Source organism: Paenibacillus paludis, from assembly GCF_042610515.1.
Lineage (GTDB): Bacteria > Bacillota > Bacilli > Paenibacillales > Paenibacillaceae > Paenibacillus_AQ.
In genome coordinates this window covers 653,979-677,152 of record NZ_JBGJZP010000002.1, presented here as the reverse complement: position 1 = coordinate 677,152, position 23,174 = coordinate 653,979, and the positions used below count along the sequence as shown (strand labels likewise).

The window sequence follows — 23,174 nt, the reverse complement described above, 5'->3', positions numbered from 1 at the left end:
ATGAGTATAGAAACACGTATACTACCAGAATTAAGAGAGGTATATTCACAATTTCCAGGGTTTCAATTGGATGAGAATTTAGAGTGGAGTAGGAGCTTAGTATCGGCTGCGCCCGTGAAGAGATCAGAGCATGTAAACACAACCAGTCGGAAAATTCCGGGGGCTGGAGGCGAGATGCTGGTAAAAATTTATGAGCCTGCCGGGCGAACTGATGACTTGCTTCCAGCCATGCTATGGATTCACGGGGGCGGATACGTGTTGGGACATCCTGATATGGACGACGAGTTGTGCGAACACTTCGTTCAGACAGCTGAATGCGTTGTCGTGTCGGTCAATTATAGGCTTGCTCCCGAGCATCCTTATCCGGCGGCGATTGATGATTGTTATGCAGGCTTGGTATGGATGACGGAGGAGGCGGAATTGCTTGGCATTGATGTGAATCGGGTTGCAATTGCCGGTGCAAGCGGTGGCGGCGGGCTGACAGCAGCACTCGCGCTGATGGCACGTGATAAAGGAGGACCGTCTATTATCTTCCAAATGCCGTTGTACCCGATGCTTGACAACCGTAACATCACGCCGTCAAGCCATGAGATTACGGAAAAAGGCGCAATCTGGAACCGAATGGACAACTTGGCAGCTTGGAACATGTATCTGGGCGAGGAGAACGATGTCAGCGGGGGATCTCCCTATGCGGTACCGTCGAGAGCGGAGAACTTGGCAGGGTTGCCGCCAACCTATACATGTGTAGGTCAACTCGATCTATTCCGAGACGAGACGATCGAGTATGTAACACGACTTGCACAAGCAGGTGTGGATGTCGAATTTCACCTGTATCCCGGTTGCTTTCACCTTTTCGAAATATTCGTTCCAGAAGCGGAAGTGAGTCAGCGCGCTGTTCGTGGCTGTATGGATGCGATGGCCCGAGCACTTCATCCCAAAGGGGGCCTTTGTTGATGGAGGATCATCAAGTTGTAGCTATTATCAGTGAGAACAACAGAATTGGATCGGGGTATTTGATATGCACCCGATAGAATAATAATCGTTCCCATGTTGATGTCTACCTACCCGCATTATTCATCGCACACACGATAACAGTGAGCAGCTATGAAATAGAAGATATTGATCGTACATGAAGGTATTTGAGAACAATAAAGGAATACTCATTGCATCAGCACCGTTTCTAACGGGAAACGTTAGTTAAATGAAACAGCGACAGTTTAGGACTTTATTTTTCGGTCCTTTGCTATCGCTGTTTCAATTTCTAGGGTCAGTCTAGAACCGGAACCGGATTTCCCATACCTGTGAGAAATGGGAGACGTAGACCGGAGCAGCCGACATCCTTTACAGGACTCTGCATAAAAGTCGGAAGATGTTAGCCTCACATTCCCCAAGAGTACCCTATCCAAAATTATCGGAAATACAGTAAGGAGTACCAACGGGACGCTTTTATGTCTGCAGGTTTTGTTGAAGAAATCACTAGTAAGCTTAGCGGGAACATCCTTCACAATGGTGTTGAATTGAATGTCACGCCAACTGATATCTACTGCTCACCGTCCAGATGGAGTGGCAACAAGAAACATTAAATACTATGAATGAAATCTACGATAAAATGCATAACTTTACACTTTATGAGTCAGAGTATGAGTAAGGGGAGATTTAAACTACCAATTGTCACGGCATTTTTGTTATCCCTCCATAAAATAAAGTGTAACTTGACTAAATACATATAAGTGAAGTACCATGTGTATAAATGATAGTATTTACTATCAAATGATATATATTTATATCGTTGATTGAAGTTTTAAATCATATATTGATCGGAGAACGACAATAAAGGGGATGGGAATCATGTTGATCCAAAATGCGTTAGGACGAATTACATTTTCGAAAGAGGTTATCACCAAAATTGTTGGCAAAACAGTCAGCATGACGGAAGGCATTGGTGCGATGTCAAACGGATTTATTGAATTCCTTACCCAAAAATTTACAGGTAGCAGCATTCATAGTGGTATTGAGTTACGTGAGCAAGATAGAGAAGTGGATATTCATTTAAGGATTAACGTTCACTACGGGATTCGTGTGGAGGATGTATGCAGGGAGCTACAGGACAACGTGAGAGAAGTAGTAGAGAAATGTACAGGGCTGACTATTGGTGCAATTCATATCAAAGTAGAGGGATTTACTCTTTCTTAGAAGTAATAAATAAATGAATGAATTACATCATTAGAAAACAATATAAACCAATCGATAGGAGCATTGATTATGATAACAGTCATTTCAATTGTACCAGCCAATCCGCATTCACTTGATGGAGCTAAACTCAATTTAATGGCAGTTGGAGATTTGGCGCATACGATTGCAGGTTCGAGCAACCAAAGCATAGTAGGGGAGACCTTCCAAAAGCTGTGGCAATCTAAGCACAATAGATTCAGTCATGAATATGCTTTTGAGGCGAAAATGGGCGATAAAACACTAGGAATGATTACGTGCTTACCCATTAGCGTTCTGGAACAATTGATCTCGTCAACGGCGAAACAACTGTTTTCATACAGAAAATTAGGCCTGATCGCTTACAATCTTCAGCATCTGAGAGCTTTTTTCTCTACAATTTCACTGAAAGAAGGCTTCGAAGGAGAATATCATATCGCTACACTTGCGGCAATACCTGAAAGCAGAGGAATGGGTATCGGCTCCCAGCTCATTGAACATGCGGAAAAGCAGGCGATAAAAAAAGGCTATAGCGTAATTTCTCTGACGGTCAAAAAAGAGAATCATCTCGCGGCCAAATTATACTCCAGACTCGGCTATGAAATTACATCGGAAGTGAATAAACCCTCTGTGTCGTTGTACAGAATGGTCAAAAAACTAACTATTTGACCGGCTAGGTGATGGTATACTATCAAATAAGTTGTAATTGAACCAAAAAGACAAAATATACTATTGGGGTGTGCTGAATGAAAAAAGAAATGCCTATAAACAAACAAACGAGGCTGAACACCATTTTGGATGAAGCAACGAAGTTGCTTATTGAGAAGCCAAATGCTTCCATGAATGAAATTGCTGACGCGTCAGGGATCGGAATTGCTACGTTGCACCGTTATGTGGAGAGTAGGGAACAGTTGATGATTCATCTAGGGTTCCGCGCCATTGAAGTCGTAAGGGCGACAATTGAGGGAATTCCACTTACTGAAGAAAACTGTGAGGATTATTTTCCGAGATTAATTGAAGCGCTTATTCCACTTGGTGATAAGATTTATTTCCTAGGACATGATGCCTCTGTGAATTATAACCCGGACATTGAAGGTGCCGATCAAAAGCTAAGGGAACCAGCACTGAAAGCGATCAGCATGCTACAACAGAAGGGATATCTCCGCCATGATATTAATTCGAAGTGGATTATAGATGTTCTATATTCAATCCTTTTTCTGACATGGCAACAGGTGATTGACGGACAAATTGCTAGAAAGTCGGCTGCGGCACTTGTGGTCGATACGTTTTATAATGGCTTCAAGACTAAATGAGATCGCGACATAGATCGGGTCAGACAAGTTAACCGGGCTGAACTGGTGATAATTCATCGGCAGAATCTATTCACGAACATCAAATGGAACCGGCGTAAAAATCGTATAGTAGCTCCGGGTGAATAACAGATGTACTCTTAACACAAAATAACCAACCATGCCAGCTCTATTATATTGTTTATTTTATGTTTGGTAGCTAGGTGCTATGCTTATTTAGCTGGGGGAGATAGTACTGAGTTCTTGCCCTTTTTCGCATGTCGATCTCCTAAACCACGTACTATCACGTACTATAAAATGATTGGGTATGAAGACGTAATAAATAAAAAAAGATAACGCTTACATATGCTTGCGGTATAATTTTGGAGACATGCCATAGGCCTTGGTAAATTGGCGAGTAAAATAGTTGCTGTCGTTGAAACCACTTTTGTAGGATATTTCTGAAATAGGGAGATTTGTCTTCTTCAATAACATACATGCGTGTTCCAAGCGAAGCTGCTGAAGATAGGCGAAGGGTGTCGTTTGATAATAGGATTGGAAGATCCGGTTCAAATGCCTTACGGAAATATTCGATTTCGCTGCAATTTCTTCACGTGAAAGCCACTCCAGATAGTTATCCTCCATGTAAGAAATGGCATTTGCTAAATACATCAAATTGCTTTGAACTCCTTGTCCTTCCTGCTTCTCATACTGTCTGGACAAATGTACAACGAGCTCCATAAACCGTGAACGCAGCATCGTCTGATATCCCTGTAATTTACGGTTATATTCCTCTATCATGAAATCCAAGAGTGATGAGATATAGTCTAAATGTGAAATCGGTAAACTTAATTTACTTGTTAAATGTTGGATATTTAGATAGGAAGGTTTCAGGATAAAAAGAGCCTGAAAACCGTTTGATTTTCTCAGTTCAGGACATGCCAATTTCAGAAACTCAGATTTGTACATAACATTGCAAATTCGGAAATTATTAGGGTCTTTATAGGCGTGAGAGGTAGCACCGTCAATGATAAAAACGTCCCCTCTTTTAATAAAGAATTCTTCAGTATTGACAATATGTGTAGCATTTCCGTGCAGAACGATAACGAGCTCGGAGAAATCAACATGATTATGCATATACATGTCTTCCTGATGTCCACCGTACTGAATATAGAACTTGAATTGTTCGTCGGACGTAAACCAATTTAAATAAACACTCTTCATTCGGAACACTCCTCTCACCTGGGATTTATGTACATTTGTCCCTATCATCCTATTTTATGGCTTTAAAATCAAGGTTTAAGAACAAAGACTAAAACTATAATCTAACTGAGAGCGAAATTTACAGAGGAGTCGGTGGGCTTCAGATTATTGATACTAATTATAGAAGGGAGTAATTACGAAAAATCTCCGTCGTACCTTTTTGCTATTTGCGCAAACGTTCTCACTTTCATCTCCATTTCTTTCTTTTCTAGCTTCTAGTATTAAATCGTTATAAAGTCATTTTATATTTAGGTTTTGTAAGCGGATTCACAAATTCATCGATTTCACGTCTAGCATTAGCCCTGATTTATGGCAGTTTCAGGATGTGAATACATAATTTTAGAGGGGAGTGTAATATGAAGAGAAGTGCAAGATCACTATGGAGCATCGTTCGGCTTTTCGCATTGGTGTTGCAGTCATGGGGCTTGATTGCAGTTCCACGAAATAATGCTCTAGCTGCAAATGCTAGTAGCGTATAGGCGGCAGCGGATTACGATTACTCATTATAGCGGGTGTATTTTATTACGGAGGAGTGATTGTGGTGACTAGCGTATACAAAGTTCTAAAGACAGATAATGATTTTTCTAGGGCTGCGAATACTCAGGCACCTGTGGCCGTCTTTGAGCGCCGAGGTGATCTGGCCGTTTGTATTGTGAATTATGGAGGATTGGTAAAAGAGTGGAGTGACGATAGTGTTAATATTGATGATACTTATTATAGGAGGGACCAATTTGAATTTAGAATAGCTTTGGCTTAATAGGTCACTGGAAAGCGAGGGATTTGCAAAAAATCCTTACCTGTTAACAATATACGGGTGTATGTGAAATAATAAATCGGAGATTATTTTGCTCTTTGTGCAAACGTTCTCGCTACCTCATCTCCACTATAACTTCTAGTATTAAATCGTCATAAGTCCAATTCTATATCCTAGTTTTGTATGCGAATACATAAACTCATTACTTCCATCGTCTAGCATTAGCCTTGTTTTATAGCCAGTTTCAGCGGCTGTAAATAAATAATTATAGAGGAGAGTGTGATATGAAGAGAAGGGCAAGATCACTATGGAGCATCGTTCTGTTTGTCGCGTTGTTGTTGCAGACCTTTGGCTTGACTGCGGTTCCACAGAATAATGCTCTAGCTGCAAATGATAGTAGCGTGCAGGCGGCAGCGGATTACGGATTGCCAAGTAAAACTTCAGAAGGTGTCATCTTTCATGCATGGAACTGGTCATTTGATAACATAACTAAGAATTTACCGGCGCTCGCTGCAGCAGGCTTTAAATCTGTACAAACTTCTCCCGTTCAACCCACTAAGGAAGGTTCGACCGATGGTAGTAAATGGTGGCTCCTGTATCAGCCAACACACTTCTCGGTAGGTAACACTCAACTCGGATCAAGGGATCAATTCAAAAAAATGTGTGACGAAGCCCAAAAATACGGTATCAGCATCATCGTCGATGTGGTTGCTAATCATACAAGCAATGCTGGTGGTGGCAGCAGTACGTATATACCTGGCACAAATGTCGATCCGGCGATACGCAACAATCCTTATTTTTGGCATGAAGCCAGAGGAGTGGAAAACTGGAACGACAGATGGCAGGTTACTCAGTGGGGCATTGGTCTTCCGGATTTGAATACATCGAATCAAGAATTGCAGAATATGATCATCAATTTCCTGAATGATGCCATTTCTCTTGGGGCGGACGGTTTCCGTTTTGACGCAGCGAAGCATATTGAACTGCCCGATGATCCAAATGGCTCAGCCTCAAACTTCTGGCCCCGTGTGCTGGGTTCACTAAACAATAAAAACAACCTGTATATTTATGGTGAAGTGCTGCAAGGAGGAGCAGACCGTTTCGCGGCTTATGCGAACTATATCAATCTGGCGGCTCCAACCTACGGGCATAATGTTAGAAATGCAGTTGGTTTTGGAAGCGCAATCAATGTAAATAGTGCCACATCGTTCAATGCAAATGATGTGAATCCGTCGAAACTGGTAACCTGGGTGGAATCTCATGATACGTATGCCAACGACAGCAAAGAAACGACTGGCATGAATGATTGGCAAATCAAAATGGGATGGTCAATCATCGCGGCCCGTGCACAGACAACCTCACTGTTCTTTGACAGACCGGTTGGAGGCGGCACTCTCGGTCAGGTCGGAAGTACGCTATGGCAGGATTCAGACGTAACGACAGTCAACAAATTCCATAACGCTATGGCGGGCCAAGGTGAATATTTAAGAACCCAAGGCAATCAAATTATGCTCATTGAACGTGGAACCAAAGGAATGACTATTGTTAATCTTGGTGGGGACACCTATATCAATTCGAACACCAATCTTGCAAGCGGTACCTATATTAACCAGGCAAGTGGTGGCGGTACGTTTACTGTCTCAGGCGGAAAAATCACCGGAAATCTGGGTGGCGGAAAAATTGCCGTGTTGTATGAAGCTGCAACGCCAACGCCAACCATTTCAATTAATGTTGCAGAAGGCTCTTTCTATACGGATACCTTGGCAGTCAAAATGACTTTAAGCAATGCAGACAGCGCATCTTACTCGGTGAATAATGCTACTGAAACTGTGTTCAGATCTGGCGATACGGTTACACTAGGCGCAGGCGCGTCGTTTGGCACTTCCTTTGTTCTGAAAATTAAGGCAAACAATTCAGCAGGCCAAACGGTCAAAACCTATACTTTCGTCAAAGATGATGCTAACGCCGCACTGAAAGTCCACTATTACAAGCCTTCGAGCTGGGGTACACCGAATATTTACTATTATGACGCTACTGTGACTCCAAAGAAAGAAGGAGCGGCTTGGCCGGGAACTGCGATGACCAGTGAAGGAGACAACTGGTATTCCTATTCCATATCCGGTTGGCGGCAGGCCAAAGTAATCTTTAATTCCGGTAGTAATCAGATCCCGGGAGCCGAGCAGGAAGGTTATTCGATAAGCGGAGAGAAGTGGATTAAGGATGGTGCGATCTATTCACAAAATCCGGATGTCGTCAGACCAACTATCTCCATTGACCAGCCGGAAGGAACCTTCAGCGGAGACAGCCTTGGAGTAACTGTTACTTATCAGAACGCAAATAACGCTACTTACACTTTGAATGGCAGTGCGGCTGTACCCATAACCTCCGGGCAGAAAATCACCATTGGAGCGGGTGATGCTGCCGGAAAGGTATACAGCCTCGTTGTAGTGGCAGCTAATGCAAAAACATCAACAACGGCAACGTACACTTTTACGAAACAGACGTCGTCAAAGGATATTACCGTTCATTACTATAAACCTTCATCATGGGGTACACCAAACATATATTACTATGACGAAACGGTAACACCGAAAAAAGAGGGAGCCGCCTGGCCTGGTGTGGCAATGACTAATGAAGGAGGCGGTTGGTATTCTTACAAAATTAGTGGTTGGAATCAAGCAAAAGTGATCTTCAACAGCAATGGACAGCAAATCCCGGTATCGGAGCAGCCGGGATACCTGGTAATGCAAAATTCCTGGATCAAGGACGGTATCGTTGCAAGCCAGCAACCGGAAAGCAGCACGGTCCCGGTCACGTTTACCATTAAAGATGCCTCAACTAATCTGGGACAGAAGCTATATATTAGCGGCAATATTGCCGAGCTTGGTAACTGGGATCCAGCAAAAGCAATCGGACCGGCATCCAATCCGAATCACCCGGATTGGACGATCACGATTAACCTTCCAGCAGGTAAGTCTATTCAGTTTAAGGCGATCAAAAAAGACGGCAGCGGAAACGTGGTTTGGGAAGGCGGTGACAATCACACCTATACAGTATCAGCCTCAAGCCCTGCAGTAGATTTCTATTTTCACAACTAGTTAGTTTATAACTCTAGCCGGTACGCCGCATATCAGCGTTCCAGTTAGAGTGAATTTAAGAAGAAGGCATAAGCATTCTTATTATTTACCAAGACATTCTTATGAGCCAGATGAATAAGAGCTTTAGGACTGAGAAACCGCATGGTAACGAAACTAAAAACCGGCAGAGCTTTTAATGAGCTCTGCCGGTTTTTTTTGCTGTTCAGTATGTTCTAATCGATCATGCTGAAGAACTGCAGGAACAATGGAAATTCACATCAGCTTATAAGATTAGGAGGTTCGGATATCTGTCCGAGCGTAGTATTAAGCGGACCTTGGGCCCCGATAGGAATTAATGTTTTGTCCTTAGCGGATAATCGACTTCGCCCGCATACGCAACTGATGCCGTTCACCGCGGATGGCATTACCAAGTGCATCGATATTCTGGTACAAGGCAAGGCCGGAGAAACCAGCGTCACCGATATGTTGAATATCAACCCCGCATGCTTTGCAGGCAAGGGCAATCTTCTGCACCACTTCCTTGCTGGAGCTTTCCTGACTCGTGCCGATGGCTGACAGGGTCAGCACCTTTTGAGACGGATCTGTCACAGAACGATTGTGGGCGTGGACAATTTCCACCATTTGCGTTAGGTCTTCTTCCCTAAATTTGGGTACTGTATAGACCGCGGGGAACAAAATAATATCGGCTCCGGCCGTAATGAACGCCTGCACGGTTTCTGCATCAATAATGGGCTCATCTATGCCTGAGCTGTGCATTTTGCCTGCGATAATCAGCCCGTGGAAATGCTGGCGTGCCTGGCTTATCGAGCTGCAAATGGCCGAATTCGTAACCCCAGTGCCCGGGTTTCCTGTGAGACAAATAAAATCGAGACCAAGCTCATTTGCTTGCANTCGAGCTGCAAATGGCCGAATTCGTAACCCCAGTGCCCGGGTTTCCTGTGAGACAAATAAAATCGAGACCAAGCTCATTTGCTTGCAGAAAAGTAGATACAGTAGCTCTGCGGCCCGGGCTAAGGTGCTCCTTCTCGTCCATGGTTTCCCGCGTATCGTCTACGGGCTCCAAGTTGGCGCCTACCGGACGGCCAATCAATCTTCTCAAGGTCTGTACAGGCTGCAGATCGGCAGGATCGATACCTGATATTTGCGGATGCTCAACATCGAACGCGTTTAGCAGCAGCAGATCCGCTCCTGCGAACCGGGCGATTTCTCCATTAGTGATTCCATCAATAATAGGTTCCTTTACTACCGCCGTCTCAGCCAGTATTGTTCTTCCTTCACTAGCATAAATGGAGAGCTTTAGCTCATCCCGATTCATGGCCAGCAGATCGCTGGCGTTGCAGTTCAGTAATCGTTTTGTCATATTCATCATTCTCCTTTGCTTTCTTCACGAACAAATTGCTTGTCCATTGTTCTGAAGAAAGGATAATAGATAAGCACGGATACGGCCAGGTTGACAATTTGCAGAATGGAGCCGCGGATGCTGCTTGTAGCCAGGTATCCGCTGATCAGTGGCGGCATGGTCCATGGAACCGACACGCCGTTTGTTTTGGGAACCAGACCTGTCACCATAGCGAAGTAGGTCGTGATTACCATTGCAATCGGAGCCAGGATAAACGGGATGAACATGATCGGATTCAGTACGACCGGAACACCGAACATGATCGGTTCGCCGATGTTGAAGGCCGAGGGCATGATGCTCAGGCGTCCCATCGATTTGTTTTGATTGCTCTTGCTAAACAGGATCAGACAGATCGCAAGGGCGAATATCGTGCCCGCTCCACCCATATGGACGAAGATATCAAAGAATGGCTGCGTGAAGATGTTGGGCAGTTCTTGGCCAGCTTGGAGGGCCAGGCGGTTTTCGTCCATTTTTTGCATCCAGATCGGATTCATAATGCCGCCCATAATGTTGCCACCGTGAATTCCCGTCAGCCAGAACAGGCTGATCAGCAGATCATAGATGATTGCCCCGAAGATGGTGCCGCCCAGCAGTCCAAGCGGTTTGCCAAGCACGGTCTGAACCAGATCGTGCAGGCTGCCGATTCCTGATGCACTCAGAATCCAGCTAACTACAGCGAAGAAGACGATAATGAAAAAGCCCGGAATGAGCGCGGTAAAGGATCGGCCGACCGCTGGAGGCACGCCGTCGGGAAGCTTAATAACCAGATTCTTGCTGATGACAAAGCGGAAAATCTCGGTGCTAATAATTCCGATGATGATCGCAACAAACAGTCCTTTGCTGCCCATTAGGCTAAGCGGGATACCTGCAGCGTTATCCGCAGACAGAATGTTGGGCGTGCTCAGTAAATAAGAAGACAGGGACAGGATTCCGACCGACATACCGTCTAATGAATATTGATTTGCCAGGGAATAGGCAATAGTAAATGCAGCTAAAACCCCGATGAGCCCGAAGGTACCGTCGACGATCATCCCGAGACGAGCTCCCCAGCCGCTTTCGTTCATCAGATTCAAATACCAGTTGGCCTCAATGGGGAGGCTATTTAGAATTAAGGCGATGGACCCGATGATAATCAGAGGCATGATGTAGGAAATCCCGTCACGGATGGCCACTAATTGTTTGACTTGACCGATCCTCCCGGCGAATGGAGCGACCTTATCTTCCATGAATGTTTGAATTTTGCTCATTGTATGTCCCCCTTTTAGTATTTACTTGTCCAGTTCCAGGTAATTCAGCAGCAATCGGCAATACATCATATTCGACCAGGAGAACCATTCCCGGGTATACTGGTTTTCATCTTTAACATCAAAGCTTTCATGGCATTGCATCGTACCTGCCGTGGTTCCAACCAACAGATCGAGCAGGCGCTCTTTCTCAGCTCTGCTATTTGTGGTCAGACCCTGCATGGACAGGGCTATGGGCCAGATATATTGGTTCGGCGTATGTGAGCTTCCAATGCCTGATGCTACTTCGCCAGAGTAATAATAAGGATTGCGGTCACTAAGCAGGAGCTCGCGTGTATTTAAGTACACCTCGTCTTCTGGATCGCAGTAGCCAAGATAAGGAGCCGACAACAAGCTGGGCACATTGGCATCATCCATCAGAGTGTAATTGCCTAACCCGTCCACCTCATAGGCAAATACCTTTTTGCCTGTCTGTGGATCTTCAACAATGCCGTATATGTCGATGCCTTCTTGAATTTCATCCCGCAGGCGGCCTATCTCCTCACCTAGAGCACTCTCGTCATAAAATTTGCCGATAATTTCAGTCAGGTAAGTAAGGATCACTACAGCAAACATATTTGCTGGAATCAGGTATCCGTACCGGCAGGCATCATCACTTGGCCGGAAACCGGACCAGGTCATACCGGTATAACCGACGGGTGCTCCCTTTCCGCCATTGACGAGGGTGTCTTCCGGGCGTTCACCGAATCGTTCAAATGAATAGTCTGAGTTATCATGGTGCTGCTCATTCTTAAACAAGACTACAACTTCCTTGACCGCTTGAAGGAAGGTTTCATTAAAATGCCCAGTATATCCTGTTTGCTTGTATAGTAAGTACGCAAGTCTTACCGGATAGCACAACGAGTCAATCTCATACTTCCGCTCCCATACCCAAGGTGACATCGAGGTTTGGTCTGTCTGATGTCCGTGACTGTTCGGCTGTTCATTAAAAGCATTGGCATAGGGATCAATGATAATGTACTCGCATTGTTTTTGGACGAGCTTTGCGATGAGGTGCTGGAATACTTCGTTCGACTTGGCCAATATCAAGTACGGCTCAATCTGGGCTGTAGAATCCCGAAGCCACATGGCCGGAATATCCCCGGTAACCAAATATACCGATCCGTCAGCCTGAATGTGAAGCGTTCTCAATAAAGTGTCCGAAAAACAATTGTGGAACTGAGTTCCCCACGAATCCTTGTTCATTTGGCGGGTTAGAGCATCTACTTGCTCCAACATTCCGGTAATTCCTTGCATGGCTTGATCTTTGATGATTTCCAACTCCTTCTAACATTTATATCATTTTATAATACATTTAACACCTTTATAATATGTTCTGAGATTTATCTTTGTCAATCAAATTATTAAATGATATAATATATATATCTTTTTACAAAAGGACGATCTAATTATGAAAAAGAAACCGTTGTATCAAACGATCTACCAAAGCGTTAAGGAAGATATACAGAGCAGCAAGTATGCCCCGGGCGATCAGGTGCCCACCGAAAAAGAATTAATGGATATGTATGATGTCAGCAGGTTGACTGCTAAAAATGCCATGAATCTGTTGGCGGAAGAAGGGTGGATTCACCGGGTTTCAGGTAAAGGGAGTTTTGTCAGTGAACTGGTGGTAGAGAAGGCAAACCGAAGTGAGCAGAGACAGGCGAGGCTGATTGGCCTGATCCTGGCCGGGTTCTCAGACAGCTACGGAACAGAACTGCTTCGGACCATGGTTGACGAGCTGACCCGGAGGGGATATCACGCGATCCTCAAGATTTCCAATGAATCACAAGAAATGGAGACCCAGTATTTAAACGAACTGATTGCTTTAGGAGTTCAAGGTATCCTCATTTTGCCTGTTCAAGCCGAGTTTCATAACGTAGCCCTGCTGAAGGTAACGCTCAGCAATTTCCCCATTGTTCTTGTAGACCGGAGATTATCCGGCTTATCTGTTCCCTATGTGGGCAGTAATAACAGGGAAATAGCAAACCAACTGACATCGAAACTTCTAAATTCTGGGCACAGCAAAATTAGTGTCATTTCTCATGAGCATTTAAATAATTCTTCGCTCAGCGATCGGTTGGATGGGATCAGGGACGCTTATATGGAAAAACAGGTGCTTCTCGATAACAATCTGTGGCTTCTTGAATTAGAGACGTCCTATTGGAACCTATCGGATACACATGTACTTGAAAAGGATTTTCAAAAAATCTATCAAAAGCTGCAGGAAAAGCCGGAGATCACTTGTTTCTTCACATTGGATTATCTCAGCGGACAAATTTTGTGGTATGCGCTACACCAGATCGGGAAGAGCATTCCAGAGGATTACAGCTTACTCAGCTTTGATGGTCCGCAGCATAACTTTTTATCCCCTTCATTCTCCCGAATCATTCAAAACCAGACGGAGATCGGGTTGCATGCTGTAGAACTGCTGCTCCAGATGATAGAATCAGGACGGCCGGATTACAAGGAAGTCATTGTCAAGACAAAATTCCAGGATAATAATTCAATACGTGTCATCAAAGAGCAGAGAAGAAATGCCCCTGTATCGGACGTTGGGAAATAGGGGAAGACAATGATAGTAAAGGAGGAGGGACGTGTGTATCCGCGGATTGTACTCATCCTGCAGTATTTGCTCCATACGGACTCTCCAGTAACTGGAGAGTATCTGGCTATTGAGGTTGGAGTTACCTCAAGAACAATCCGAAATGATATCAAGCTACTACATGAACTGATTTCTGGTCACGGAGCTGAGGTTCAGGCCTTGCGGGGTGTAGGGTATGAACTTAAGGTTAATGATCGTCCCGCCTTTGGTACCTGGCTGAAAAGACATGTGTCCGTGTCACCTATTGCTACAGGAACCTTTATGAACCGGGTCGAATTCGTGATGAGAACGTTGTTGTTGGAAGAAGGCTATGTTAAATTAGAAAACTTGGCAGATCAAATGTTTGTTAGCAAATCCACGGTACAAAACGTGTTGAAGTCTGTGAAGCAGAGACTAAGTGTCTTCGGACTTCGAATCATAACCAAGCCAGGTTACGGGTTGAAGCTCAGCGGAGAAGAATACCGGCTTCGTTTTTGCATCGCTAATTTTTTTGTGGAGGATGTTAACCAGGTAGGTCTGAATAGCGCGGGGGATGAAGGATTTCCTCTTCTATTCAGCAAGGATGAATTGAGATTGGTTAGGGACATCGTTATAAGATGTATGAGGAGACACGGTTTAATTTTTTCTGACCGTGGCCTCCACAATCTCACAATTCATATTCTGTTTGCTGTACGGCGGATCCGGGAAGGGCACCTAATACTATCCTTACCGCAAGAGTATATATGGCCGGCTGATTGCCTAGAAGCGGCAATAGCCCGGGACATTGCTGCAGCCCTGGTGCCCGTATCCACCCTTATGTCGTATCCTGAACTAGAGGTAGATTACCTGACTATGAATGTGCTGAGTACTGAGTTGTCTGTGGAAATGGGAGATACTAAACGGCTGGCATTGACAGAGTCGGATAAGGAATACCGTATGTATGCCAAATCCATGATTGAAGAGATGGAAGCGGGTCTGGAACTTGGGATCAGGCATGACTCGGAGCTGGAATGGGGGCTCAGCATGCATCTCAAACATGCGCTCAGCCGTATACGCTTTGGGATGGGATTCAGTAACCCGATGCTGGACTCCATCAAATCGGAATATCCGCTTGCTTTCCAATCCGCTATTATCGGAGCTGCTGAACTGCAGAGGCAATCAGGCCTGCACATCTCAGAGCAAGAAATCGGCTATATTGCGCTTCATATCGGATCTGCACTGGAACGTGTGAAGGAGTGCTCTGCCGTCAAAAAGTGCATCATCGTGTGCAGTACGGGACTGGGCAGCGCACGCCTGCTATATCATAAGATCAACAGGCATTTCGGTTCGAAGCTGGAGGTTGCCGGCACTTTCGGATACTATAATTTGGACCAGGCTCCGCTGGAAACTATCGATTTTATTGTAAGTACCGTTCCTCTCCCGGATGAATTACCGGTTCCGGTTGTACAAGTACAAACCCTGCTCCAGGACGCCGACCTTCAGCATATTCAAAGGATGGCCTTCAATCTTGGGCATGAACCCATTGGCTTCATCCGTGAGGAATTAACATTTTTACAGATGGAGTTGGAGAGCAGGGAAGAGGTTCTAAGTTTCCTATGCAACAAGTTGGAGTCGGGGCAACTTGTGAAATCCGCTTTTCTGGAATCGGTTAGACTGAGAGAACAGCTCTCATCGACTGCTTTTGGTAATCGCACAGCCTTACCGCATCCGCTTATTCCGCAAACGAAAGAGACCTTTGGAGCCATCTGCACCCTGAAAAAACCTGTGATGTGGGGAGACAAGCCTGTTCAGTTTGTTTGTCTTTTATGTGTGGGGAAGAAGAGTCAGCAGGAGGATCTCACGGTCATCTACGATACCTTAATCCGCATCACGGAAAGTGCTGAACTGGTTGAACAATTAGTCGAAGCGGAGACCTTCCGAGATTTTAGCGATATTTTTTTCCTAAGAGAAGCGGAAAAACATTCGCTGTAGCTTGAAAGAGGGATAGCTTATACTTGTGGAAACACTTTTTCGCTTGATTGGAAGCGCTATATAGCACTCTGTCAAGCTGATCCAGTGCACAATAAAATAATCGGAGGGTATGATAGTGGAGTATATAGAAAAGGTCATGTCGATGATCGCGAAATCCGGTGCGGCCAGAAGCCAAGCGATGGAAGCCATTATGGTTGCTAAGCAAAAGAATTACACCGCTGCAGCTGAACTTCTGGATAATGCTACTCTGGATTTGAAGGGCGCGCACAAGATACAGACACAGTTAATCCAAGAAGAAGCTGGCGGTGCCAAGCACGAAATTACACTGCTGATGATTCATGCTCAGGATCATTTGATGAACGCCATGACAGTCAAAGATTTAGCCAGGGAAATTATCGAGCTGCATGAACTTACTCATCTGCACCAAATTGGAAAGGGGATGACATCATGATTAAGATTGTACTTGTATGCTCCGCTGGTATGTCTACTAGCCTAATGGTTAAAAAAATGCAAGAAGCCGCTCAAGCAGGCGGTCAGGAGGTAAGCATTCAAGCGACAGCTGGAGAGAATCTGGCTAATTTTGGTGATGAGATTGATGTCCTAATGCTTGGCCCCCAGGTTGCTTATATGCGGAAGGATTATGAGAAGAAATATATACCTAAAGGTGTAAAAGTAGATGTTATCAATACGGTTGATTATGGGCGTATGAACGGAGAAAAGGTGTTGAGTAGGGCATTAGAGTTGGCAGCAAAGTAGCTTGAGAGACTATCGTTTCACTTTACCCGAAAGTTAAAATTTCTTCGGTAGAAATTATATAAACAAAGAACCTTCAACAATACTAAAAAGTTGGTTTGAAGATTCTTCTTCGCGCACGCCAGATTGTAGGCGGTGATAGTCTTGGCTGTACCACCTTTCTGATTGCAATGTTGATAACGGTTGTTTGTCTCATTGTGAAAACCTCCCCTTAGGTTTGCTACGAACATATTGTCAATGGTAGTTTGCGCTTTCTTTTGCTTTTGCCGGAAACCATATAGGCCGGTCCCCTATTTAAGGGGGCCGGCCTATTGTGAGCTTGGCAGCGCATCGTGCTAACGGGTGAAGGTCCCAGGCGGCAGAACCAAAGCTTGCGTTCAAAGATAATCAGGGTAGAATTGACCGGGGAATCAAGTATTAACCCTGAAATCGCTTAGTTGTCTCACGTATGACCAAGCTTGTAGGCAACATGACTTTCTTATTGCCGTAGGATGAGCCTTCGGTAATTTCGAACAGCAGCTTGGCACTCTCATAGCCAAGGACGTCGAAATATTGCTTCACTGTGCTCAAGGCGACCTTGGCGAACTTGGAGCTCTCGAAATCGTCAAAGCCGATTAGGGATACTTGTTCAGGGATACGGATATCAAGTGCGGTCAGCCGATCTATTACCTCAAGGGCCCGCTTATCGTTCGCGCAGAAAAGTGCGGTCAGCTCCCCGCTTTGAATCAGGTGTGCAAGCACAGAGTGATCCATTTCCTTATCCAGGAACAAGAGAGACTCGGATATTGGAATGGACGCATTCAACATGGCATTGCAATAACCGTTATATCTGTCAATCTCCGGACTCAGATGATAGTCGTAAGCCGCAAATCCGATTCGTCGATGACCTTGCTGTATCAAGTATTCTACTGCTTCATAAGCACCGTCGTGGTTATTACAAGTGACGAGCTCCCCTTACCCCTGATACGGTAGATCACGCCCTCGTTCACCAGCTCTGACAGTGCTTTGCGCACAGTGATAGTGCTGACATCCAGCAGCTTGGAAAATTCCGACTCGCTAGGAATCCGGTCTTCCTCTGTAAATTCCTGATTCTCAATCTGGGATAAGACATAGTCTTTAGGTGATCTACTTCGAGGGGACTTTTACGAATACGTTTACGAATCATGTCGCAACACCACGGTATAACTACAATCAAGTCATGTATAAACTCGATCTGGCGAATCCGAAGCTAGGGCTTACTCCGGTTCAAGGAAAGACCGGTCAATAGAGTGCCGGATCAGATGCACTAACTGAATAAGGACCCTTCCGGAAGCGCTATGAACTCCGGAAGGGTCCTTTATGCAGGGTGTGATAGCAGCCTGTGCCGGATGGGAATTGGGTAGTCTATGCAGAATTTGATTGATGGGAGGAGTTACTTTGAATTTTGACTTTGCCAAGTACACCAGGCTGATGGGGAGATTTGATCTGACTGAGAAGGGGAATCCGAAATGCGGATGGGTTAACAGTGCTGTTCATCTAGCCTTCCGGGGTACGGCCATCTCTATGACAGCAGAGGATTCCGGTGGCCAGGATTATGTTGAAATCGTATTGGACGGGATTGCCCGTAATTGGATTAATCTGAAGAAAGGGGTTCATGCATACATGATCGAACAGGGACTTCCGGATGGTGAGCACACTTTGGAAATCCACAAGCGAACGGGGATTTTGACCGGAAATATCGCATTTCATCATTTTGCTCTTCCTGACGGGGGAAGCTTCCTTGCCCCGCCTGCGGCCAAGCCTATCCGGCTTGAATACTTTGGGGATTCCATCACAGATGGAGCAGGGATCGGCCATCCGCATGTGCTCGCTGAAGCTCCGCATCTTGACGACGGCTACATGTCCTATGTCGGGATCAGCGCCAGAATGTTGAACGCGGAATATCATACGATGGCCATTTGCGGCATTGGTGTTTGGCAGGATGCCGTAGGGAACAGGCATGGGTTGCCGGAGCATTTTTTTGGGACCCTTGGCAAAGAGACGACGCCATGGGACCTTTCCCGATATATTCCTGATGGAATTGTCATTAATTTGGGTCAAAACGATTATTCTACGCCGATTGATGATGAGGAGTATATAGCCGTTTATATAAAATTCATTCAGGTTATCCTGGAACAATACAATGATCCCTATGTCTTTTGCTGTGTTGGAACCATGAACAACAACTATCTTGCCAGTGTGAATAAGGTCGTGGCCTATTTTAATCAAATTGGAAACGGAAAGATATTATTGGTTGATTTAGGGCTGATTCATCCAGAGGTGGAAGGATGGGGCGGCCGTTACCATCCCAGCTATCAGACGCATTACCGGATGGGATGGGAGCTTGCCTCGTTTATATCCGCCAAGACCGGATGGGAATTGCTTAAGCGTCCGTTGATCGCTACGGAATGCGTGTTGTGAACCTAATAGTGGAGGATGGAGAGTGGCGAGAGGGTTTGGATACCATAGAAAGTCTTAATCTGCTCCCCGGTAACTATAACGGCTACGTAGCATTTTCTGATCACACGCGGAGAAAGGCGTTTCACCACAAGGTAGTTTTTTGGTGGAGGCTTACGTTTCGGTGTTTCAGAGACTTCGCTCTTCTTACGAAGGCGTGTGTGCGTCCGGAAAGTGTATTCCTGGCTCCTAAGCATGAACGGACCGAGTTGCACTTATTTGGAGCTATTAGCCTGTTACAGTAGGGAAAAGGACTCCAGCGCAGTTATTTCTCCCTGATGGCCGCTTTTAGATAGAATGCAGAGCAGATAAGGTCGTCTGGGTCCGCAAAAGAGAATAAACAGGGGTTTTACTCTCCATAGCGTCTCCTGAGTCCTTAACGAGTAAACGAACCCGCTGAAGGCTTTTAGGGACCCTGCTTTCAATATTAAATCCCTGCTTCCCCAGAGTTTTTTCCGAAACCCTTGAATTTTGAAACACTTGGAAAAGATCGCATGACTCTCATGAAATATTGAGGCAATGCGATCTTTTTTTATTAAAAGATCAAAACATTGCTCATCGCTGATGCTGAAGGTACTTTGGAGCTGTATTCCCAGTTTCTTTATCCAGATAGATATACTCCTCGTAATTGGTGCAGTAAGAGTTACTACATATAGTTCGTTTATTGCGCCCGGCAGCATTCAGCATCGCTACGGCATCTTAAATTGAACTACAGTTCTGTCTTTTTCAAGAGATTCAGGTGTTGCAAAAATGCAATTACGCAACATGGGAAAAATATTTTATTTTTTTCTTGATATTTATAAAATATCTTAAAATGCATTCTGCACGAATTTGTATAATTCGCCGAATATGAAAGGTCACCTCCAGGTTATTTTTATATCTTTTAAACAAGATGAATGAAATAGTGTGGTTATTTTGCGACTGTTACATCCAATCCGAATAAGAAAAAAATAGAGTTGAATTTCACCTGTCTATTCCAACACGCTTATTAATCATTAAAGAAAAAATGTGCTTAAAAAGAGAGTGTTCAAAAGAGTGAGTCGCAAAAAATCTACAGAAAAAAACCTTGATTTAGAGCTATTTCGGGCCTGTTGACCCGTTCTTTTTTCTGTAATACGATGACATTGCGAAATATTTCACAATAGATTTGAGGCATGCGAAGTAATAGTTTTATTTTTTTAATCAGAAAAGTGAAAATATTCACATATGAGGGAGCAGATTAAATGACAAAAGTAATTTCAGCCGCAAAAGCAGCGGAACTAATTAAAGATGGTGATACAGTTGCAGCCAGCGGGTTTGGATTATCATGCTGGGCAGAAGAGATGGGAATAGCCATTGAAGATCGCTTCGTGCAAACAGGACAACCGAAGAATTTGACTGTAATGCACGCGAGTGCAGTCGGCAACCGCCGCGACAAAGGAATGAGCCACTTAGGCCATGAGGGATTAATTAAACGATGGATTGGTGGAATTGCAATTGCTTCTCCCGGGATGGCTAAGCTCATCGAAGAAGACAAATGTGAAGCGTACAATTTGCCCCAAGGTGTAATTACTCAGCTATACCGGGAAATTGCAGCTAAGCGTCCTGGTGTGATTACCAAAGTAGGCATGGAGACGTTCGTAGATCCTCGGGTCGAAGGCGGAAAAATGTCCCCGTCTACGAAGGAAGACATAGTGAAGGTTATTGAATTAGAGGGCGAAGAGTGGTTATTCTATAAATCCTTCCCTATTAATATCGGCTTGATCCGCGGAACCGTGGCTGATGAGAATGGCAATTTGACTCTTGAAAAAGAAGGCCTGCATATGGAGGTTCTGCCTATCGCTCAGGCTGTCCGCAACTCGGGAGGCATAGTTATAGCCCAGGTGGAGACGGTCGCAAAGTGTGGCACTCTTAATCCTAAGGATGTTAAAGTGCCAGGGATTTTAGTAGATTATATTGTTGTTTCTAAACCGGAAAATCATTACCAGACAGAAAACACTCATTATAATCCGGCATTTTCCGGTCATGTAAAAGTACCTACAGAGTCTATTGAATCCCTACCGCTGGATGAGCGCAAAATCATCTCCCGCCGAACTGCAGTAGAGCTTCAACCGAATACGATCTTGAATCTTGGGGTTGGAATTCCGGTTAATGTTGCGAACATAGCAGCAGAAGAGGGAGTAAGCGACCAACTGATTTTGACAACAGAGGCGGGTTCGATTGGTGGTGTTCCCGCAGGTCTGAAAGACTTCGGTCATGCTTATAACTCTGAGGCTATTGTAGATCATGACTCGCAGTTCGATTTCTATGATGGTGGCGGAATCGATTTATCTGTCCTTGGCTTGGCTCAAACAGACGAGTTCGGGAACGTAAATGTCAGCAAATTTGGAACTCGTGTAACTGGATGCGGTGGGTTTATTAATATCTCTCAAGCTGCCAAAAAGCTTGTGTTCGCAGGTACATTTACTGCTGGCGGGCTAGAGGTCAAGGCTGAAGATGGAAAACTGCAAATACTCCAAGAGGGAAAAGTAAAAAAGTTCATTAAGAAGGTGCAACAAATCACGTTCAGCGGTTCATATGCTGCCAAAGTTGGGCAACCCGTTGTATATGTTACTGAGCGCGCAGTATTCGAACTGCAGGATGGAAAAGTTACATTAACTGAAATCGCACCAGGTGTTGACTTGCAGACTCATATTCTGGATCAAATGGAATTTGAACCGGTGATCTCACCAAATCTTAAAGAAATGGATCAAGCCATGTTCCAGGAAAACTGGGGAAAATTGAAGTCTATTATTGCCGCGAAAAATCGGATTTTATTGGAAGTATAGTGATTATTTATTGATTTAATAAACCATAAAAAGGGATGATGTCATGAATGTAAAGTTGAATCGTTGGAGGATATTGATTGCATCAACGATCATTAATATCTGTGTAGGTGCAATATACGCATTCAGTATTTTTGCACTGCCGTTAACCAAAGTATTTAATGTTACGATGCCGGATATTATGATGGCTTTTACTATTAACGCGGCTATATCTCCAATTCCAATGATCCTGGGAGGGAAGTTGGTGGATAAAGGGGGAGCCAAGAAGGCTGTATTCATTGGCGGAGCAATGTTTGGGCTTGGATTTATTCTTTCCGGATTGGCAACCGCTCCTTGGATGCTGTATATCACATACGGTGTAATTACCGGAATAGGTCAGGGAATTGTGTATTCAGCTACAATTGGGAACAGCGTTAAGCTGTTCCCGGACAAAAGAGGATTAGCTGCCGGAATTGTTACAGCGGGATATGGCGGTGGATCCATCGTTATAGCACCTATAGCTAACGCGTTAATTAGCGGCAATGGTGTCCAGCCAGCACTGATAATGCTCGGGGCCGCCTTCTTAGTAGTCATTTTAAGCCTTGCTCTACTCGTTAAAGCATCCCCGGCCGGTTATATCCCTGACGGCTGGACGCCTCCGGCTGCTGCAGCTTCTAAGGGTGGAGTTAATATAGAGTGGCACGAAATGATAAAGAAGCCATTATTCTATGTGATAGCCTGCCTGTTCTTAATCGGTGCCTTGTCAGGAATGATGGTAACAGCTAATGCTTCTGTAATCGGTCAGAAGATGTTTGGACTTTCAGCTGCAGCTGCAGCACTATATGTAAGTTTATACTCTCTCAGTAACTGCATTGGTCGTGTATTCTGGGGTGCTGTGTCCGATAAAATTGGGCGGGTAAAATGTCTGCTCATTATCTATCTGGTCATTGCGGGCATGATGTTGACTATAGCATTATCTACAACAATAGCCGGATTTGCGGTAGCCATCGTAGGGATTGGCTTATGCTTTGGCGGAACCATGGGAATATTCCCTTCTATTGTCGGTGAGAAATTTGGTATGAAATATTACGGTGTGAACTATGGTGTAACTTTTATCGGTTATTCAGGAGCAGCATTCTTCGGACCGAGAATTGCCGGTAAGGTTGCAGCAGCTAATGACGGAATGTTCACGAATGCTTTTTACATCGCTCTGGTTATCTCCTTGGTTGGTTTTGCCTTAACCTTTGTTTTCAAAGCAATGGAAAAACAACAGCCAAAACCAGAAGCCACTAAAGCTGCTTAAGAAACTTAGTT

General features: G+C 44.7%; 20 protein-coding genes. 13 read left to right on the top strand and 7 right to left on the bottom strand.

Annotation, left to right across the window (positions count from 1 at the left end):
- The 4 genes from ACAN56_RS06350 to ACAN56_RS06335 all read left to right on the top strand — a co-directional run bounded on the left by ACAN56_RS06350 (nt 1) and on the right by ACAN56_RS06335 (nt 3,521).
- Entirely contained in the window at nt 1-954 is a 954-nt protein-coding gene (locus ACAN56_RS06350; RefSeq protein WP_379141315.1) for an alpha/beta hydrolase, read from the top strand.
- 894 nt (nt 955-1,848) lie between these two features.
- The gene (locus ACAN56_RS06345) at nt 1,849-2,193 is read left to right on the top strand and encodes an Asp23/Gls24 family envelope stress response protein (RefSeq protein ID WP_379141312.1); all 345 of its coding nucleotides are present in this window, start codon (nt 1,849-1,851) and stop codon (nt 2,191-2,193) included.
- 72 nt (nt 2,194-2,265) lie between these two features.
- Nucleotides 2,266-2,877: a GNAT family N-acetyltransferase gene (locus ACAN56_RS06340; RefSeq protein WP_379141431.1), complete on the top strand. Its 612-nt coding sequence runs from the start codon at nt 2,266-2,268 to the stop codon at nt 2,875-2,877.
- Nucleotides 2,878-2,954: 77 nt separating this feature from the next.
- On the top strand, nt 2,955-3,521 hold the full coding sequence (locus ACAN56_RS06335) for a TetR/AcrR family transcriptional regulator (protein WP_379141310.1): 567 nt from the start codon (nt 2,955-2,957) through the stop codon (nt 3,519-3,521).
- A 336-nt stretch (nt 3,522-3,857) separates the two neighbouring features.
- Here the strand turns inward: ACAN56_RS06335 and ACAN56_RS06330 are convergent, their stop codons facing one another.
- Nucleotides 3,858-4,721, bottom strand: coding sequence for a helix-turn-helix domain-containing protein (locus tag ACAN56_RS06330; RefSeq protein ID WP_379141308.1), 864 nt, complete (start codon nt 4,719-4,721; stop codon nt 3,858-3,860).
- Between the two features lie 577 nt (nt 4,722-5,298).
- On the opposite strand from ACAN56_RS06330, the gene ACAN56_RS06325 reads away from it, so the two are divergent.
- Both ACAN56_RS06325 and ACAN56_RS06320 read left to right on the top strand, forming a co-directional pair.
- Nucleotides 5,299-5,517: a hypothetical protein gene (locus tag ACAN56_RS06325; protein WP_379141306.1), complete on the top strand. Its 219-nt coding sequence runs from the start codon at nt 5,299-5,301 to the stop codon at nt 5,515-5,517.
- 281 nt (nt 5,518-5,798) lie between these two features.
- Entirely contained in the window at nt 5,799-8,612 is a 2,814-nt protein-coding gene (locus ACAN56_RS06320; RefSeq protein WP_379141303.1) for a starch-binding protein, read from the top strand.
- Nucleotides 8,613-8,957: 345 nt separating this feature from the next.
- Here ACAN56_RS06320 and ACAN56_RS06315 read toward each other — a convergent pair whose 3' ends face one another.
- From ACAN56_RS06315 to ACAN56_RS06305, 4 genes are read right to left on the bottom strand one after another with little or no spacing between them, the layout of a single operon-like run.
- On the bottom strand, nt 8,958-9,581 hold the full coding sequence (locus tag ACAN56_RS06315; protein ID WP_489685691.1) for a DUF7916 family protein: 624 nt from the start codon (nt 9,579-9,581) through the stop codon (nt 8,958-8,960).
- Nucleotides 9,490-9,927 (bottom strand): DUF7916 family protein, encoded by a 438-nt coding sequence (locus ACAN56_RS35485; RefSeq protein WP_489685694.1) that lies wholly within the window; start codon nt 9,925-9,927, stop codon nt 9,490-9,492. The genes ACAN56_RS06315 and ACAN56_RS35485 overlap by 92 nt, the downstream gene beginning before the upstream one ends.
- 50 nt (nt 9,928-9,977) lie before the next feature.
- Nucleotides 9,978-11,258 carry a PTS cellobiose transporter subunit IIC gene (celB, locus tag ACAN56_RS06310; RefSeq protein ID WP_379141297.1) on the bottom strand — a complete coding sequence of 427 codons (1,281 nt, stop codon included), beginning with the start codon at nt 11,256-11,258 and terminating at the stop codon, nt 9,978-9,980.
- Nucleotides 11,259-11,279: 21 nt separating this feature from the next.
- Entirely contained in the window at nt 11,280-12,575 is a 1,296-nt protein-coding gene (locus tag ACAN56_RS06305; protein WP_379141294.1) for a glycoside hydrolase family 125 protein, read from the bottom strand.
- Nucleotides 12,576-12,705: 130 nt separating this feature from the next.
- Here ACAN56_RS06305 and ACAN56_RS06300 point away from each other — a divergent pair, with 130 nt between their 5' ends.
- From ACAN56_RS06300 to ACAN56_RS06285, 4 genes are all read left to right on the top strand, one after another.
- Nucleotides 12,706-13,860 carry a GntR family transcriptional regulator gene (locus tag ACAN56_RS06300; protein ID WP_379141292.1) on the top strand — a complete coding sequence of 385 codons (1,155 nt, stop codon included), beginning with the start codon at nt 12,706-12,708 and terminating at the stop codon, nt 13,858-13,860.
- Between the two features lie 9 nt (nt 13,861-13,869).
- A complete protein-coding gene (locus ACAN56_RS06295; protein WP_379141290.1) occupies nt 13,870-15,849 on the top strand; it encodes a BglG family transcription antiterminator in 1,980 nt (659 codons plus the stop codon).
- Between the two features lie 109 nt (nt 15,850-15,958).
- Nucleotides 15,959-16,300 carry a PTS lactose/cellobiose transporter subunit IIA gene (locus ACAN56_RS06290; RefSeq protein ID WP_379141288.1) on the top strand — a complete coding sequence of 114 codons (342 nt, stop codon included), beginning with the start codon at nt 15,959-15,961 and terminating at the stop codon, nt 16,298-16,300.
- The gene (locus ACAN56_RS06285; protein ID WP_379141286.1) at nt 16,297-16,605 is read left to right on the top strand and encodes a PTS sugar transporter subunit IIB; all 309 of its coding nucleotides are present in this window, start codon (nt 16,297-16,299) and stop codon (nt 16,603-16,605) included. The genes ACAN56_RS06290 and ACAN56_RS06285 overlap by 4 nt, the downstream gene beginning before the upstream one ends.
- 414 nt (nt 16,606-17,019) lie before the next feature.
- Here ACAN56_RS06285 and ACAN56_RS06280 read toward each other — a convergent pair whose 3' ends face one another.
- On the bottom strand, nt 17,020-17,502 hold the full coding sequence (locus tag ACAN56_RS06280) for a LacI family DNA-binding transcriptional regulator (protein WP_379141284.1): 483 nt from the start codon (nt 17,500-17,502) through the stop codon (nt 17,020-17,022).
- 5 nt (nt 17,503-17,507) lie between these two features.
- The gene (locus ACAN56_RS06275) at nt 17,508-17,666 is read right to left on the bottom strand and encodes a GntR family transcriptional regulator (RefSeq protein WP_379141428.1); all 159 of its coding nucleotides are present in this window, start codon (nt 17,664-17,666) and stop codon (nt 17,508-17,510) included.
- 352 nt (nt 17,667-18,018) lie between these two features.
- Here ACAN56_RS06275 and ACAN56_RS06270 point away from each other — a divergent pair, with 352 nt between their 5' ends.
- From ACAN56_RS06270 to ACAN56_RS06260, 3 genes are all read left to right on the top strand, one after another.
- Nucleotides 18,019-19,041, top strand: coding sequence for an SGNH/GDSL hydrolase family protein (locus tag ACAN56_RS06270; RefSeq protein ID WP_379141282.1), 1,023 nt, complete (start codon nt 18,019-18,021; stop codon nt 19,039-19,041).
- 1,259 nt (nt 19,042-20,300) lie between these two features.
- The gene (locus ACAN56_RS06265; RefSeq protein ID WP_379141279.1) at nt 20,301-21,884 is read left to right on the top strand and encodes an acyl CoA:acetate/3-ketoacid CoA transferase; all 1,584 of its coding nucleotides are present in this window, start codon (nt 20,301-20,303) and stop codon (nt 21,882-21,884) included.
- A gap of 43 nt (nt 21,885-21,927) precedes the next feature.
- Entirely contained in the window at nt 21,928-23,163 is a 1,236-nt protein-coding gene (locus ACAN56_RS06260; RefSeq protein ID WP_379141277.1) for an L-lactate MFS transporter, read from the top strand.
- Nucleotides 23,164-23,174: the final 11 nt, after the last annotated feature.